Here is a 15,554-nt window from a genome sequence, read left to right on the forward strand (position 1 = left end):
ACGAACATCGCTGACGACGTGCTCACCGACCTGCTGGCCCGGGTCCGACGGCTCGAAGACGAACGCGACATCGCGCGACTGATCGCGTCGTACGGCCCGCTCGTCGACGCAGGCGAAGCCGACGCCGTGTCTCGACTGTGGGCCGACGACGGCGTCTACGACGTGGAGGGCTGGCTGATGCAGGGGCGGGCAGACGTCCACGCGATGGTGGAGTCGCCGCAGCATCAGGGGCTGATCGGTCGCGGCTGCGTCCACTTCCACTCCCCCGCCGTCATCGCGGTGAACGGTGATCTCGCGTCGGCGGTGTGCGAGACGATCCTGCTCGTCCGCCGCGACGATTCACCGGACGGGCACAGCCGCGGCTTCACGGTGCAGCGTGGCGGGGCCACCCATTTCGAACTGCGCCGGGCCGACGACTCAATGCACGGGTGGGAGGTGGTCCGACGCACCACCAGACTTCTCGACGGTTCCGCGGAGAGCACAGAACTGCTGTCCCGAGCTCGGCTCAGCGGCGGCGCGACCGCTCGTGAACCCGACGCAGACCATCGAGCGTGAGATGCGGGTGGTGATCGGTGAGGGTGGCGGCCTCGCCGTACATGAGCGGCGCCAGGTATCCGGTCGCGACGACCGCGACGTCCGGGCCGTCGAAACCGGGAACGTCGCGGCGAACGCGGTTCACCAGGCCGTCGATCTGGCCCGCGAAACCGTAGAGGATGCCCGACTGCAACGCTTCGACCGTGTTCTTGCCGATGACCCCGCGCGGCGGCCGAAGCTCCACCTTGCGGACGGTCACCGTGTACTCCGACAGCGCTTCGACACCGATGTTGATGCCGGGCGCGATCGCGCCGCCCAACAGTTCGCCCGTCGCCGAGACCGCGTCGACGACAGTCGCCGTTCCGCACGCGACGACGATGCACGGTCGGCCCGGGAAGTTCTCGTGCGCGGCCAACGCGTTCGCGACACGATCGGTGCCGATCTCCTTCGGATTGTCGACCAGCAGCGGAACACCGGTGCGGACGCCCGGTTCGAGCAGGACGTGCGGCCCGTTCCCGAAGTAGCGGGGCAGCATCACCCGCATCTCACGCAGCAGTGACGGCACCGTCGACAAGGTGGCAACCGCGGTCACCTGCTCGACGTCCGCGCCGAGCAGTCCGCGCAGCCGCATGGCGAGCTCGTCCGACGTGTAGTTCGGCTCGGTGTGGATGCGCCAGTCACGCACCAGCTCCGCGTGATCGCCGAAACCCGCGAACACCCCGAGATGGATGTTCGTATTGCCGATGCTGACGGTCAGGAGCATCTACGCGGTGCTGCTCGCGAGGGCGCGTTCGGGGTGGCGCGGATCCTTCAACCCGGAGCCTGCCGGAACGTCGGCCGGATCGCCACCGACCGTGATCGGCCGGTTGTCCGCGTCGACGAACACGACGTGCGGTGCGTACGCACGGACCTCCTCCTCGTTCATCATCCCGTAGGCGATGATGATCACAAGGTCTCCCGGGTGGACGAGATGCGCTGCGGCGCCGTTGATTCCGATCACGCCGCTGCCGCGTTCCCCCGCGATCGCATACGTCTCGAGACGGTTGCCGTTGTCGATGTCGACGATCGTCACCTGCTCGCCTTCGAGCAGGTCGGCGGCATCGAGCAGATCCTGGTCGATGGTCACCGAACCGACGTAGTGCAGGTCTGCCTGCGTCACCGTGGCGCGATGGATCTTCGACGTCATCATGGTGCGGAACATGCGGTCATCCCTCTTCTTTTCCAATGAACCCGGTACCGATCGCGACGCCGACGTTGTCGATCAGTCGCGTCGATCCGAGGCGTGCGGCCACCAGGAGACGGCCGTCGCCGATCTCCGGAGCCTCTTCCAGGCTGCGGCCGCGCAGTTCGAGATATTCGACCTCGATCTCGGGCTGGGTGTCGAGTACTGCGCGCGCCGCAGCGAGGACGGCATCGCGTCCACCCACCGCGGCGTGCGTCCCGGCGAGCAGCGCCGCCGACAACGTTGTCGCGACGGTGCGCTCGTCGTCGGACAGGTAGCGGTTGCGCGAAGACAACGCGAGCCCGTCGGACTCCCGGACCGTCGGCACCCCGATGATGTCGACGTCCATGTTGAAGTCGTTCACCATCTGGTTCACCAGGACGAGCTGCTGGTAGTCCTTCTCACCGAAGTAGGCGGCCGTCGGCGTTGCGATGGTGAGGAGCTTTCCGACCACCGTCAACATCCCGGAGAAATGTCCGGGCCGCGCCGCGCCGTCGAGGATGTCGCCCGTCGGTCCCGGATGCATCGTGGTGCGCGGACCGTTCGGGTACATGTCGGCGACGGTCGGAGCGAAGACGAGTTCGACGCCCGCAGCCGTCAGCTTGGCGATGTCCTCGTCGAACGTCCGCGGGTAGGCGTCGAGGTCCTCGCCGACGCCGAACTGCAACGGGTTGACGAAGATCGACACGATGACGACGGTGTTGCCGCTGCGCTGCGCCGTGCGGATCAGGTGAAGGTGACCGTCGTGCAGCGCGCCCATCGTCGGAACCAGGGCGACGCGCTTGCCCGCACCGCGCAGCGCTCGACTGACGCGGTGCAGATCGGCCGGATCACGGTGAACCGTCAGTTCGCCGGGGGTGAACATCGACGCTTGAGTCGAAGCTTGCGGGGTCAAGGCTGTACCTCCAGCAGGTGACGGAGGGCCGGGCCGGCGTCGTGCTGGGCGGCAGCGCGACCGGCGAGCACGCGGTAGCCGCGCGCGATGCCCTCGTGGACGTCGGACAGTTCGTCGAGATGACGGGCGACGGTGTCGACGTCACCGCGCGCGACCGGACCGGTCAACGCCGACCGCCCCTGCGCGAGCACGTTCTCCAGTGACGCCGTGACGAGCGGCGCGAGCAGTTGCTCGGCCAAGCCGATGCCGCCGCCGTCGACGGTCGCGGTCTCCGCCGCGTCGCCCGTCGGGCCACCGATCGCGGCGCGCAACGCGGTGACCGCGTCGGTGATCAGTGCGTTCAAGTTGTTGGCGCCGTGCGCGAGCGCCGCGTGATACAGGGCGCGACTCGTCTCGGCGATCCGGATCGGCGTCGCACCCAGTTCCATGACGAGCGCCATCGCGATCGCGTCGCCGATCTCGTCGGCCGCGGTCACCCCGAAACACGAGGCGGTCAGACGAGCGGTGTCGTCGGGCGACCCGACGAACGTCATCGCCGGATGCGTGGCGAGGACGATCCCGCCTGCGTGGGCGATCGGCTCCAGGATCCCGATGCCATGTGCGCCCGCCGTATGCGTGACGATCGTCCCCGGTTTCACATGGTCGGCGACGTCACCGGCGACGGTTGCCAGTTCGGTGTCCGGGACGGCGAGGACGACGAGTTGGGAATCGGCGACGACCGCAGAGAACTCCCGCACGCGCGCGAACGGCAGGCGCTCAGCGGCGCGGGCCGCAGACCGCGGCGAGTTCGCGTACACGGATTCGACATGGTGCCCGGCAGCGGCGAACGCCTCGCCGAGCGCAGTGCCGACGCGTCCGGTACTGATGATGCCGACGCGCAGGCGCGCCGGTGCCATCGGTGTGTCCACCGTTGCCTCCATTGTCGTTCCAGTCCCTCCCACGCGCTGTTCGCACGCTCCGGGTACCAGACGTCCGCTGACCACGATAGGCCTCGCATGCGGCAGGTGCCACAACGCTGTGACCGGCTTCACCCGGTCGTGGGCCCACCGGCAAGACAGCAGGGGCGAGACAGCAGGGGGCGAGACAGCAGGGAATCAGTCGCGGCGTCGACGGCCGTGGCCACCCGTCGCCGGCCCACCGCCTGCAGCTCCCTCGCGCAGACGCGAAAGCAGTTCACTCGCCGGCCGACCCGATGCGTGCGCGCCGTCATCCCCGACGATCTCCGGCTCGACGTCCTGTGACTGGGCGTCCTGGGGCTGGGCGTTCTGGGGTGCCTGTTGCTGTTGCGGCCCCTGCTGCGCACGGAACGGCGCCGACGGCGGCTCGTACGCGCCCGCTCCGAAGGCGGCGCGCTGGTGGCCGCCGGCCTGGGGCTGCCCCTGCTGGGGCTGCCCCTGCTGCTGGGGGCCAACCGGGAAGCGGGGAGCGCCCGGACGCTGCGGGGCCTGCGGCATCGGCGGCGGCTGCGGGTAGCGCTGCTGTTGCGGAGCGGGGGCTGCGTGCGGAGCGGGGGCTGGGGGGCGCTGCGCCTGCGGACGCCACTGCGGCGGCGCTGGCCGCGCTGGCCGGGGAGCCTGCTCCTGTTCCGGCTCACGCTCGGGCTCCGGCTCGGGCTCCTGTTCGGCTGCGGGTTCGGGTTCGACGGCGGCCGGATCGTCGGTGACGACCGGGATGATCTCGGTCATCTCGACCGGGGTCGGCTCGTCGGCCTGCTCAGGGACGTGGCGGCCGTTCTCGGCCTGCGGAGCCGTCGACGCGAAGTCCCGTTCGGCTGCCGCGTGATCGTCGGCGACATCGGCGTACGAGGCGGCAGCGGTCAGGCCCGCACCGAGTTCGCGCGGACGCTCCAAACCGATCGCGATCCGCGACTCGGGCAGCGGCTTGCCGAGCAACTGTTCCAGGCTCGACCGCAATGCCAGAACCTGCGCCTTCAGCTCGTCGAGCTCGTGGTTCGCCTCGTCGGCCAACTCGTGCCGGATCGACGACTCCACGTCCGACTCGTACTGGCGACGTGCCGCGATCTCACGCTCGAGCTGCAACTCGTAGACCAGGCGTAGGTCGCGCGTCCGGTTCTCGGCCGTGTCAGCTTGGCGTCGATACTTGGTGACCAGGACGGCGCCGATGACGGCCGCCCACAGCGCTGCGATGACCGCGAGCGTCGCCTGCATGGACAGGTCGTCGCTGAAGACCATGAGCAAGCTGGCGGCCAATGCCAACACGATCAACAATGCGATCGCCCACTGGCCCGCTGACGGTCGAGAACTACGCGTCTGTCCGCTGTGCGCCTCTTCGGTCATGCAAGCCAACTTACCGGCCGGTCCGGTCGCCGCCGGTCACCGGACCTCGGAGAGTCGCCGAACGCTACGCGGGGGCGGCGTCCGACGCATCGCGGTCGCCGTCGGGATCGTCGGGTGCGCGACAACAGTGCTCGAGCCAGAGGGCCGCGGCGGCCAGAAGCACACCGCCGACGGCGCCCACGATCGCAGCGGGACGATCGGCGCGCGCAGCGTCCAGCAGGCCGTTGGTCATCAGGAACACGAGAACCCCGGCCCAGCCACCCGCCGCGATCGCACCCAGGATCGCTGACGCCTTTCCGAGGACCATCACACGCGCCGCCGCGATCGGATGCAGTTGGCCGCGCGCACGACCGATGTCTCTGCCCGCGACCCGTGCTCGCACGATGAAACCGGTGGCGAACTCGATGGCCGCCAGCAAGTAGAGGAACACGCCGGCGGGCCACGGCAGCGAAGGGAACGCGCCGTAGTTGTACCGGATGAGTATCCACAGCGCGACACCGGCGATCACCGCGATCAGGACGAGATCGCGGACCTTCGTGATACCGAGGCGCTCGTCCTCACCGTCGGGATCGGGTCTGCGCGCGGTCACCGGATCGCCTCCGCGCGCGTCACACCGGCTGCTTCGGCGTCGTCGAGCGCCGCGACGAGATCGGCGACGCGCCGTGCACGACCGTCGACGGTCAACTCCGCATCGGGATCGACCTGCACCCACGGCACCAGCACGAACGCACGCTGGTCGGCGCGCGGATGAGGGAGCGTCAATTCCGGATCGTCGGAGACGACCGGCACACCGTCGACCTCGACGGAGACCACGTCGACGTCCAGCGTGCGCGGCCCCCATCGGACCTCGCGGACCCGGTCCGCGGCCCGCTCGCACGCACAGCAGAAGTCGAGCCACTCCCGCGGCGTCCGCTCGCCCGCGACGATCAGCGTGATGTTGACGAAGTCATCCTGTTCGACGCCGCCCCACGGCGTCGTCCGGTACACGTCCGACGTCGCGACCAGGTCGTCGCCCGCGGCGTCGAGCACCGAACGCAGGTACCCGACACTGTCTCCGATGTTCGATCCCGCCGACAAGACGGCCCGCGATCTCATTGCGCTCCGCGCGACATCCGAGAACGACGAGTGACGACGGCGACGTCGTCGAACGTCAACGGGATCGGTGCCGACGGCTTGTGCACGGTTACCTCGCACGCGGAGATCCGCTCGTCGTCGGCCATGATCGTGTCGGCGATCTCGGCCCCGACGGTTTCGATGAGATCTCGGGCCGGCCCGGCGATCACGGCGTGCGCCAGCTGCGCCAGAGCTCCGTAGTCGACGGTGTCGGCGAGGTCGTCGCTATGGGCGGCGGCCTGCAGATCGATCCACAACGTCACGTCGACGATGAATTCCTGCCCGTCACGCTTCTCGTGGTCGAATACCCCGTGGTTGCCGCGGACCCGTAGTCCACGCAACTCGATGCGGTCAGCCATGGGTTCCTCTCCGTCCTCCTGCCCGCCACGCGGCGGCCACCTCGATAGCGTCGCGGCTGGCGGCGACGTCATGCACACGCACGCCCCACGCGCCGCCCGCCGCCGACAGTGCCGAGACCGCGGCCGTGGCCACCTCGCGTCCCGCAGGCGGCCGGTCCGTCCCGTCCGATGCCAGCAGCGAACCGAGGAAGCGTTTGCGCGAGGCACCGATGAGCACCGGGAAACCCAACCCGACGAGTGTCGGAAGCGCGTGCAGCAACGCCCAATTGTGGTCGGCGGTCTTCGCGAACCCGAGGCCCGGATCCAAGACGATGAGGTCCGGGTCGACTCCCGCGGCGACCGCCGCATCAACCTGTCCGAGCAACTCGCCGGACACTTCGGCGACGACGTCGCGATAGCCGCCCTCGTCCTCGACACGATGCGTGAAGTGCCGATCGGTGGTCTGGCCCTCACCCGCGGGTCGCCAGTGCATCAGAACCCACGGTACGGCCGTCTGCGCGATCACCCGGCCCATGTCGGGGTCCGCACGCCCACCGGAGACGTCGTTCACGATGCTCGCGCCGGCCTCCAACGCAACCTCGGCGACCGAGGCCCGCATCGTGTCGACCGAGACGCGGACTCCGCGCGACGCCAACGCGGCAACCACCGGCGCCACCCGCTCGGCTTCGGTGTCGGGGTCGACTCGGATCGCGCCCGGACGCGTCGACTCACCACCGACGTCGACGATATCGGCGCCCGCTTCGGCCAGTTCGAGTCCGTGCCGCACCGCGTCGTCGAGGTCGAGGTAACGCCCGCCGTCGGAGAACGAATCGGCGGTCACGTTCAGCACCCCCATCACGAGGGTGCGGTCGGGGTCACCGGCCGTGGTCACCGCCTGATCAGTTCCAACGCTTCACCGCGCGACACCGCGCTCGTCTTGAACAGTCCGCGGACCGCCGACGTCGTGGTCGTCGCACCGGGCTTGCGGATGCCGCGCATCGCCATGCACAGGTGCTCGGCCTCGATCACGACGATCACCCCGCGCGGATCGAGTCGGCGAACGATCGCGTCCGCGATCTGGCTGGTGAGACGCTCCTGCACCTGCGGTCGTTTCGCGTACAGGTCGACGACACGAGCCAGCTTCGACAGACCGGTCACCTGACCGGATTCGCCGGGGATGTACCCGACGTGCGCGACCCCGCGGAACGAGACGAGATGGTGCTCGCATGTCGAATACATCGGGATGTCCTTGACGAGGACCAGTTCGTCGTGGCCTTCGTCGAACACTGTCGCGAGCACCGCGTCCGGCTCGGTGTACAAGCCTGCGAACATCTCACGATATGCGTTGGCGACGCGGTGCGGAGTCCGCTTGAGTCCCTCACGTTCGGGGTCCTCACCGATCGCGATCAACAGTTCGCGAACGGCCGCTTCGGCACGCTCCTGATCGAACTCGCCGATCACACCGGCGCCGCGATCGATTCTGTCGATCCCCGTCTGCGCACCGTCGACGCTCGTCATCGTCTCTCCTCGCCCTGCTGATCCTCTGGCGGCCATCCGGGCGCCGACCAGTCACGAGGGGCGCCGTAATCCGGCCGCGTCGTCCCCGGCTGGGGCTGGGGCTGCCCGTACTGCCGGTCGCCGTACTGGGGATCGCCGTACTGGGGATCGCCGTACTGGGGATCGCCGTATTGGGGATCGCCGTATTGGGGTTGGCCTTGTGGGGGCTGCCCGTACTGGGGTTGGCCCTGCTGCTGAGGTGGCTGCTGCGGCGGCTGACCGTACTGCGGTTGCCCGTATTGGGGCTGCCCGTGCTGCGGTTGCCCGTATTGGGGCTGACCGTACTGGGGTTGACCGTATTGGGGACCGTTCTGCGGCTGACCGTACTGGGGTGGCACGGGAACGCCGTAGGGCTGCGGCGCCCCGTTCGCATCGCCGACGGGCTCCGGGTTCGGCGGCCACGGTTCACCGCGCTCGATCGCCAACTCACCCGGCGTCTTGATCGGCGGCACGCTGCTGGGCGTGCGGTCGCCCCAGACGTCGAACTTGGTGATCCGCGGACGCTTGTCGACACCGTCGAGAATCTTCTCGAGGTCCTTTCGAACCAGCGTCTCCTTCTCCAGCAATGCGCCCGCGAGCACGTCGAGGACATCGCGGTATTCGTTGAGGATCGCCCACGCCTCGGTGTGAGCGGCCTCGATCAGCTCGCGCACCTCGGCGTCGATCTCCGCCGCCACACCCGGCGAGTAGTCGACGCCGCCGCCTGCGACGCCGCGACCGAGGAACGGGTCGCCCTGCTCCTGGCCGTACCGGACAGCCCCGAGCTTGGCGCTCATGCCGTACTCGGTGACCATGGCGCGTGCGATCTTCGTCGCCTGATCGATGTCCGAACTCGCGCCCGTCGTCGGCTCGTGGAAGACGAGTTCCTCGGCGGCACGGCCGCCCATCGCCATCACCAGTCGCGCGATCATCTCCGAGCGCGTCATCAACTCCTTGTCCTGTTCGGGGACGGCGAGCGCATGCCCGCCCGTCCGGCCACGGGCCAGGATGGTGACCTTGTAGATCGGATCCAAGTCGGGCATCGCCCACGCGGCGAGCGTGTGCCCGCTCTCGTGGTAGGCGACGGTCTTCTTCTCCTGCTCGCTGATGATCCGGCTCTTCCGTCGCGGGCCTCCGACGACGCGGTCGACCGCCTCTTCGAGGAGTTCACCGGTGATCACGTTCTTGTGTTCACGAGCGGTCAGTAGCGCCGCCTCGTTGATCACGTTCGCCAGGTCCGCGCCCGACATGCCAGGGGTCCGCTTGCCGAGACCGTCGAGATCGGCGTCCGGCGCGATGGGCTTGCCCTTCGCGTGGACGGCGAGGATCGCCCTGCGGCCTGCGATGTCCGGGTTCGAGACGGGAATCTGCCGATCGAAACGGCCGGGACGCAGCAGCGCCGGGTCGAGGATGTCGGGACGGTTCGTCGCAGCCATCACGATGACGCCCGAGCGATCGCCGAACCCGTCCATCTCCACGAGCAGCTGATTCAACGTCTGCTCGCGCTCGTCGTGGCCACCGCCCATGCCCGCGCCGCGTTGACGGCCGACGGCGTCGATCTCGTCGACGAAGATGATGCAGGGACTGTTCTCCTTCGCCTGCTCGAACATGTCACGCACGCGGGACGCGCCGACACCGACGAACATCTCGACGAAGTCCGAACCGGAGATCGCATAGAACGGGACGCTCGCCTCGCCCGCGACCGCTCGCGCCAGCAGGGTCTTACCGGTTCCCGGCGGACCGTAGAGGAGCACGCCCTTCGGGATCTTCGCACCGAGGGCCTGATAGCGGGCCGGGTTCTGCAGGAAGTCGCGGATCTCGTCCAGTTCCTCGACGGCCTCGTCGGCGCCTGCGACGTCGGCGAACGTCGTCTTCGGCATGTCCTTGGTGAGCTGCTTGGCCTTCGACTTGCCGAAGCCCATCACACCGCCGCGGCCGCCGCCCTGCACCCGGTTCATCAAGAAGAAGAACAAACCCAACAGGATCAACATCGGCAGGACGAAGATCAGGATCGACTGCCAGATCCCCGAATCCTTGGTGATGTTCGTCTGATAGGTCTGCGCGCCCGAGTCCTGAACGGCGGTGAAGATCCGCGGCATCACCCCGGACGGATACTGGGCGGTGACCTTGGTCTGGTTCTCGTCGTCGACCTTGATCGGCTTCTTCAGTTCGATCCGAAGCCGTTGTTCACGATCGTCGATCTGCGCCGACTTCACGTTCTTCTGATCGAGTTGGGCTATCGCCACCGAGGTGTCGACGCCTGCATATTCGCGGTCGGAGTTCCGCAGGACGCTCCAACCCCATAGGGCGAGCAGAATGATGGCCACGATGGCCAGATTGCGGAACAGTTTCTTACGGTTCATGGATATTCGCGTGAGGGTGGTCGACGCGGACGGCGAGTGCGCCGGGCCGAGTCACTGAACCCCTAGTCCTTCCCGTCGACTGACGAATACGAGGCTACAGGTCAACGCCCGGGAACCGTCGTTGTTCCCGGTGTGACGCTCGGGCCGCTCCACCACTCAGGACGTGTAGACATCCGGGTGGAGGGTCCCGATGTAAGGCAGGTCGCGGTATCGCTCCGCATAGTCGAGTCCGTATCCGACGACGAACTCGTTGCCGACGTCGAAGCCGACGTCGGCGACGTCGATCACCGCGCGCATCGCATCGGGCTTGCGCAGCAGGGTGACGACCTCGAGCGACCGCGGTGACCGAGTAGCGAGGTTCTTCAGCAGCCACGACAGGGTGAGACCGGAGTCGATGACGTCTTCGACGATCAGAACGTCGCGGTCGGCGATGTCGCGGTCGAGGTCCTTGAGGATCCGGACCACTCCCGAGGACGACGACGACGAGCCGTAGCTCGACACCGCCATGAACTCCATCTGCGACGGGATCGGCAGCGCGCGAGCGAAATCGGTCATGAACATGATGGCGCCCTTGAGCACGCCGACCAGCACCAGGTCCTCTTCGGCGTCCCGGTATCGCTCGCCGACGGCCCGAGCCATCTCGACCGTGCGTGTGTGTATCTGTTCCTCGCTGATCAGGACGGAATCGATGTCTCCGCCATAACCACTTTCCGAACCCAGGGCGTTGTCGTCGCGTGCCACGCCTTCTAGCTTGTCACGCCGTCGGCGACGAGTGGACATCGGCACCCGGGCGTTCCGTCGGCGGCCACCTGCCACCGGGCGACGCCAGCCCATCGAACAGACGAATAACTGTCACCCGAATGGTCGAATCCGTGCCACTTTTCGTCCCACCCGTCACACTCACGGCATTCACCCCGGAGGGATGAGAAGTTTCTGCGAATCTCGACCTCGGCTCGCCCTCCGAGCCACCTGAGAGAAGGACGTTCATGGCTGTCAGCAAGTCGATCAGCACGGCCGCGGCCGTGATACTCGCGTTCGTCGTCGCGCTCCCGTTCATCGCGTCCCCCGCGCACGCAGCTCCGCGCGACGGAACCGTCCACGCGCGTGTCACTGCCGTCGACGACGACGTGATCGTCCGGATCTCGAGCGGTTCGCTCACCGTCGACGGCGGTCATCTTCTGGTGCGCGACGCCACAGGTCGTGCGCTCGAGAAGTTCCCGCTGGCGTACATCGCGCCCGACGATCGCACCTACCCGATCGCCGCGCAGGTCTCGGGCCGGACCGCGACGTTGACACCGTCGCGGGACTCGTCGGCCTCGGCCGCGACGCCCGCGCGCCTACTCGCCGCGACCGAGGTGGCCGACAAGGACGGGTACGGCTCCAAACGCGAACGCGACGACGCTGCGCTGAACCGATTCAACTCCGAGATGAGCGCCACGTTAACCCTCGCGACGATCATCGGCACTGTCGTCGGCGTCGTCATCGGCGGGGCCGCGGGATGCCTGCTGACCATGGCCATCGGCTGTATCCCAGGTCTGACGACGGGCGCGGCGCTCGGCGGCATCGGCGGCACCATCGTCGTCGGCGGCGGCGGAGCCGTCGTCTCGGCGGTCCGCTACTTCACCACGATCACCGCGCCGTTCAAGAACGTGACGCCGAAGAAGCCGGTCAGCGATTGACGCGCTGCGCCAGCAGTTCGCGGTCCCGTCTCGTCACGACGAGGCGGGACCGTTCGTCTCCGCCGACCGCGATCGGCCCCTGACCGTGCCAACCGCTGACCAGCGCGTCCACCGTCGAGACGACGCGGTACCGCGGCGAGTCGACGCCGATCGCCTGCAGCCAGAGTCGCACCACGCGCGTACGGACCGCCGCGTCGAGGTCGGCGAGCCGGTCGAGTGCGAGGCCCCGTGCGGTCGTCGCCTCGGTGAACGCCCTGGCGGCGATCGCGTCGAGCGCGTCCGCATCGTCGGACAGCTGGGCCGCGGTGCGCGCCAACGCGTGCGCCACTCCCCCAGCCAACACGTCGTCGAGGAGCGGCAGCACTTCGGAACGGACGCGGACACGCGTGTAGCGCGGGTCGTCGTTGTGCGGGTCGTCCCACACGGGAAGGTTCCAATCCTCGCACGCGGCACGGGTCTGCGCCCGGCGCACGCCCAACAGCGGCCGCCCCCACGGGGCCGACCACGCCCGCATACCTGCGAGCGAGCGAGCTCCCGATCCGCGGCCCAATCCGAGGAGGACGGTCTCGGCCTGGTCGTCGAGGGTGTGCCCGAGCAGGACCGCTCGCCCCCGACGCGCCTCGTCGAGCGCACGATATCGGGCGTCGCGGGCCGCGGCCTCTGTCCCGCCTGGTCCGGCGACGCGGACAGCGACGATCTCGGCTGTCGCGCCGAGGCCGAGCGCCGTGGCGGCAGCCGTTTCGGCGACGTCCGCCGACCCGTCCTGGAGTCCGTGGTCGACGACGATCGCGTGCACCGTCAGGCCGGCACGGACCGCGGCGGCGGTGAGCGCCGACGAATCGGCTCCACCCGAGAGCGCAACGCAGACGGCGTCGTCTCGCAGGTGGTCGGCGGCGAAGTGCCGCACCGCGGAGATGAGCGCCCGTTGGGCGCCCTGCGCGTCAGTCATCACCCACCGTTGGTCGGGCGGAGGCGAGCCCCCGAACCGGTCACAGGACGCGGGCGATCCATGCGCTCGGCTCGTCGATCTCGCTCGCGAGCGGGAGCGTCTCGGGGGAGGTCCAGATCGTGTTGAAACGCTCCATGCCGACGGTCTCGACGACTTCGTCGACGAACGCCTTGCCGCGCACGTACTGAGCGATCTTGGCGTCCATGCCGATCAACGCGCGGATGAGTCGCTGAAGCGGATTCTTGGGCCCCGAGCGGCGCGCGTCGAAGGCCTTGCGGATCGAGTCGACGGTCGGGACGTGCGCCGGTCCGACCGCGTCCATCACGTGGTCGGCGTGCCCTTCCAACAGAGTACCGAGCACCAGCATCCGCTCGAACGCCGCGAACTGCTCAGGCGACTGCAGCAGTTGCATGACGCCGATCATGCCCTTCTCGCGCGGTTTGCCGCTGCGCAGGCTTTCGGTGACACGCGTGAGCAGCTGCGTCACCGAGTCCTCGTCACCGTCGGCGAGACCCGCGACGTTGTCGCGCATGTAACCGGCGATCCAGGGATTGGCGGAGAACTGGACTCGGTGGGTCACCTCGTGCAGGCACACCCAGTAGCGGAAATCCGACGGCACCACCCGCAACTGCCGTTCCACCCCGATGATGTTGGGCGCCACCAGCAGCAGCACCCCGGGTTCTTCCGTCTCCGAGTCGAGACTGAACGGGTCGTACTGGCCGAGAATCGCACTCGACAGGAAGGCCAGCATGCCGCCGGTCTGCGCCCCGGCGATCTTGGACGACCAGCCCGTCGCAGGCTCGGTTTTGTCGGTCAGCATCGCGGGCATCGAGTGCGCGGCCGCGTCGATCCACCCCGCGCGGTCGACGACGCGAGCGCTCGGCACCCGCAGTCCGTCCGCGAGTCCGGTCACTTCGCGGACGGGGCCTTCGGCACGGACCGCGGCGTCGATCAGTTCGATGCGAGCCTGTTCGCTCGTGTACCTCGTGACCCGCGGCCCCGGTCGTGCGACACGTTTGCCGACGGACGCCGCCGTCGCCCAGTCGATGTCGACGGGGAGCGATTCGCGCGCGTCGACGTCCTCTGATGTCGTCACGGTCTCCATCGATGCTCCTACCTCTGGGGTGTCGTCAACCACGGCAGCCGCATTCGCGGAGAGCGCCCGCCACCTGGTCGATCGCGGGGCGCGCATCCTCCGGCGACGTGCCGCCGGACATCAGCGCGAACGACAGCACGCGGCCGTCGACGGTCTGCACTACTCCCGTCAACGATGTGACGCCCGTCAGTGTTCCTGTCTTGGCCCTGACCCATCCGGCGCCCGCGTTGTCCTTTGGGTCGAACCGGTCAGCGAGAGTGCCGCTCCCGCCCGCTACCGGCAGGGTGTCGAGCAGGGACCGCAGCTTCGGCGAATTGTCGCCCGAAACCGTCGCCGACATCACTCGGTCGAGCACCGCGGCAGGCACTTTGTCGCCGTACGACAGACCTGACGTGTCGCGCAGGGTGACGTCGTCGACGTCGAAGCCCGCTTTACTCAAGGCGGCGAGGACCGCGTCGACGCCGCCGGACAGGCTCGGCTCGCGTCCGGTCGCCTCCGCGAGCTCCACCGACAGCATCTCGGCGAGCACGTTGTCGCTGAACCGCATCATGTCGCCGACCCGGATCACCAACGGCGCCGACTCGACGGACGCGATGGTCTGCGCGGACGACGGCGCGTCGACCTCCTCGACCTCGGAGTGCACGCCCAACGCGTCGGCGAGCGCGCGACCGGCTTCGGCTGCGGAGTCGTCGGTCCGCGGCGAGTACTCGTCGAGCGGGTCGCGACGGCCCGCGTCGACCATCAACGACGACAGCGGCGCGATGTCGCCGCCGGCAACGTCGCGCTTGTCCCAGGTCCGGTCCATCGAGGGGCCTTCGAATCCGGGGACCGCGTACGCGACCGAGGTGACCTCGCGCCCCGACTTGCGGATCTGCTCGGCGAGGTCCGCGACCCGCGCGGGATCGGTGTAGAAGGTCTGTTCGTCTTCGCCGGCCGTCGCGAGCGTCGGGTCACCCGCGCCGACGATGATCGCCTGCCCGTCGTTCCCGAGAACGACCCTGGTGGTGATCGTCTTGTCGTGCGGCAACGTCAGCAGGACGGCGGCAGCGGTCAAGATCTTCGCGTTCGACGCCGGTGTCCTCGCTTCGTCCGCCCCGAGCTTCCACAGGACTCGTCCGGTCGTCGGGTCCGACACCTGACCGGTGAACTCGCCCAGCGCGGCGTCCTTCGTCGGCTGCGTGAGTTGAGCTCGCACACCGGCGGCAGTCGGGACGGGGGCGTTCGGCGACACCGGTTCGATGACCGGCTTCACCGCGACGGGCGACGGCTGCGCGGGCGTCCCGTCCGGCACCGGGTCCGAACGATGGGTGTACGCCCACCAGCCTGCGATTCCACCGCCTGCGAGCAGCAGGACGAGGATCACGAGAAGGGCGATTCGCAGGCCGCGCCGACGCCGCTTCGGCGGCTGCGGGGCGGGCGGAACCACCATCGGTGGTGTCGACTGGGCCACGGAACCTCCGGTCTGGGGACTGCACGGAACAGAACTAACAGTATCGTTGTGTGCCGTCGCACGTGTTCGTGCGCCGGTCGTA

At 68.6% G+C, this 15,554-nt stretch carries 17 protein-coding genes; 2 read left to right on the forward strand and 15 right to left on the reverse strand.

What is annotated here, in order from left to right; translation table 11 throughout:
• The first annotated feature begins 6 nt into the window (after positions 1 to 6).
• Positions 7 to 555 (forward strand): nuclear transport factor 2 family protein, encoded by a 549-nt coding sequence (locus L5G28_RS00190; protein ID WP_372477139.1) that lies wholly within the window; start codon positions 7 to 9, stop codon positions 553 to 555.
• On the opposite strand, the gene L5G28_RS00195 is transcribed toward L5G28_RS00190, so the two are convergent.
• The 12 genes from L5G28_RS00195 to hpt form a co-directional block, all read right to left on the reverse strand.
• Positions 506 to 1,297: a type III pantothenate kinase gene (locus tag L5G28_RS00195; protein ID WP_236996810.1), complete on the reverse strand. Its 792-nt coding sequence runs from the start codon at positions 1,295 to 1,297 to the stop codon at positions 506 to 508. The genes L5G28_RS00190 and L5G28_RS00195 overlap by 50 nt on opposite strands.
• Entirely contained in the window at positions 1,298 to 1,735 is a 438-nt protein-coding gene (gene panD / locus L5G28_RS00200) for an aspartate 1-decarboxylase (protein WP_236999820.1), read from the reverse strand.
• 4 nt (positions 1,736 to 1,739) lie between these two features.
• Positions 1,740 to 2,621 (reverse strand): pantoate--beta-alanine ligase, encoded by an 882-nt coding sequence (panC, locus tag L5G28_RS00205; protein ID WP_236999959.1) that lies wholly within the window; start codon positions 2,619 to 2,621, stop codon positions 1,740 to 1,742.
• Between the two features lie 26 nt (positions 2,622 to 2,647).
• Positions 2,648 to 3,559 (reverse strand): Rossmann-like and DUF2520 domain-containing protein, encoded by a 912-nt coding sequence (locus tag L5G28_RS00210; protein ID WP_236999821.1) that lies wholly within the window; start codon positions 3,557 to 3,559, stop codon positions 2,648 to 2,650.
• A gap of 186 nt (positions 3,560 to 3,745) precedes the next feature.
• Positions 3,746 to 4,948, reverse strand: coding sequence for a DUF6779 domain-containing protein (locus tag L5G28_RS00215; RefSeq protein ID WP_236999822.1), 1,203 nt, complete (start codon positions 4,946 to 4,948; stop codon positions 3,746 to 3,748).
• Between the two features lie 64 nt (positions 4,949 to 5,012).
• Positions 5,013 to 5,537, reverse strand: a complete 525-nt coding sequence (locus L5G28_RS00220; protein WP_236996807.1) for a DUF3180 domain-containing protein — start codon at positions 5,535 to 5,537, stop codon at positions 5,013 to 5,015.
• Positions 5,534 to 6,043 (reverse strand): 2-amino-4-hydroxy-6-hydroxymethyldihydropteridine diphosphokinase, encoded by a 510-nt coding sequence (gene folK, locus L5G28_RS00225; protein WP_236999823.1) that lies wholly within the window; start codon positions 6,041 to 6,043, stop codon positions 5,534 to 5,536. The genes L5G28_RS00220 and folK overlap by 4 nt, the downstream gene beginning before the upstream one ends.
• Entirely contained in the window at positions 6,040 to 6,420 is a 381-nt protein-coding gene (gene folB, locus L5G28_RS00230; protein WP_236999824.1) for a dihydroneopterin aldolase, read from the reverse strand. The genes folK and folB overlap by 4 nt, the downstream gene beginning before the upstream one ends.
• A complete protein-coding gene (gene folP / locus L5G28_RS00235; protein ID WP_236996869.1) occupies positions 6,413 to 7,255 on the reverse strand; it encodes a dihydropteroate synthase in 843 nt (280 codons plus the stop codon). Before folP ends, folB begins: the two co-directional genes overlap by 8 nt.
• 32 nt (positions 7,256 to 7,287) lie before the next feature.
• A complete protein-coding gene (folE, locus tag L5G28_RS00240) occupies positions 7,288 to 7,917 on the reverse strand; it encodes a GTP cyclohydrolase I FolE (protein ID WP_236999825.1) in 630 nt (209 codons plus the stop codon).
• Positions 7,914 to 10,298 (reverse strand): ATP-dependent zinc metalloprotease FtsH, encoded by a 2,385-nt coding sequence (gene ftsH / locus L5G28_RS00245; RefSeq protein ID WP_236999826.1) that lies wholly within the window; start codon positions 10,296 to 10,298, stop codon positions 7,914 to 7,916. The genes folE and ftsH overlap by 4 nt, the downstream gene beginning before the upstream one ends.
• Before the next feature lie 156 nt (positions 10,299 to 10,454).
• Positions 10,455 to 11,078, reverse strand: a complete 624-nt coding sequence (gene hpt, locus L5G28_RS00250; RefSeq protein ID WP_372477128.1) for a hypoxanthine phosphoribosyltransferase — start codon at positions 11,076 to 11,078, stop codon at positions 10,455 to 10,457.
• Positions 11,079 to 11,284: 206 nt separating this feature from the next.
• Here hpt and L5G28_RS00255 point away from each other — a divergent pair, with 206 nt between their 5' ends.
• Positions 11,285 to 11,977: a DUF8020 domain-containing protein gene (locus tag L5G28_RS00255; RefSeq protein WP_236999827.1), complete on the forward strand. Its 693-nt coding sequence runs from the start codon at positions 11,285 to 11,287 to the stop codon at positions 11,975 to 11,977.
• Here L5G28_RS00255 and tilS read toward each other — a convergent pair.
• The 3 genes from tilS to dacB are packed head-to-tail and all read right to left on the reverse strand — an operon-like array spanning position 11,967 to position 15,451.
• On the reverse strand, positions 11,967 to 12,926 hold the full coding sequence (gene tilS / locus L5G28_RS00260; RefSeq protein WP_236999828.1) for a tRNA lysidine(34) synthetase TilS: 960 nt from the start codon (positions 12,924 to 12,926) through the stop codon (positions 11,967 to 11,969). The two genes, L5G28_RS00255 and tilS, sit on opposite strands and share 11 nt — an antisense overlap.
• A gap of 40 nt (positions 12,927 to 12,966) precedes the next feature.
• Positions 12,967 to 14,031, reverse strand: coding sequence for an Rv3626c family coenzyme F420 biosynthesis-associated protein (locus L5G28_RS00265; RefSeq protein ID WP_265743574.1), 1,065 nt, complete (start codon positions 14,029 to 14,031; stop codon positions 12,967 to 12,969).
• A 25-nt stretch (positions 14,032 to 14,056) separates the two neighbouring features.
• Complete coding sequence (dacB, locus tag L5G28_RS00270) at positions 14,057 to 15,451, reverse strand: D-alanyl-D-alanine carboxypeptidase/D-alanyl-D-alanine endopeptidase (RefSeq protein ID WP_236999960.1); 1,395 nt, start codon at positions 15,449 to 15,451, stop codon at positions 14,057 to 14,059.
• Positions 15,452 to 15,554 lie beyond the last annotated feature (103 nt).

It is taken from the genome of Gordonia liuliyuniae (assembly GCF_021739025.1).
GTDB classification, from domain to species: domain Bacteria; phylum Actinomycetota; class Actinomycetes; order Mycobacteriales; family Mycobacteriaceae; genus Gordonia; species Gordonia liuliyuniae.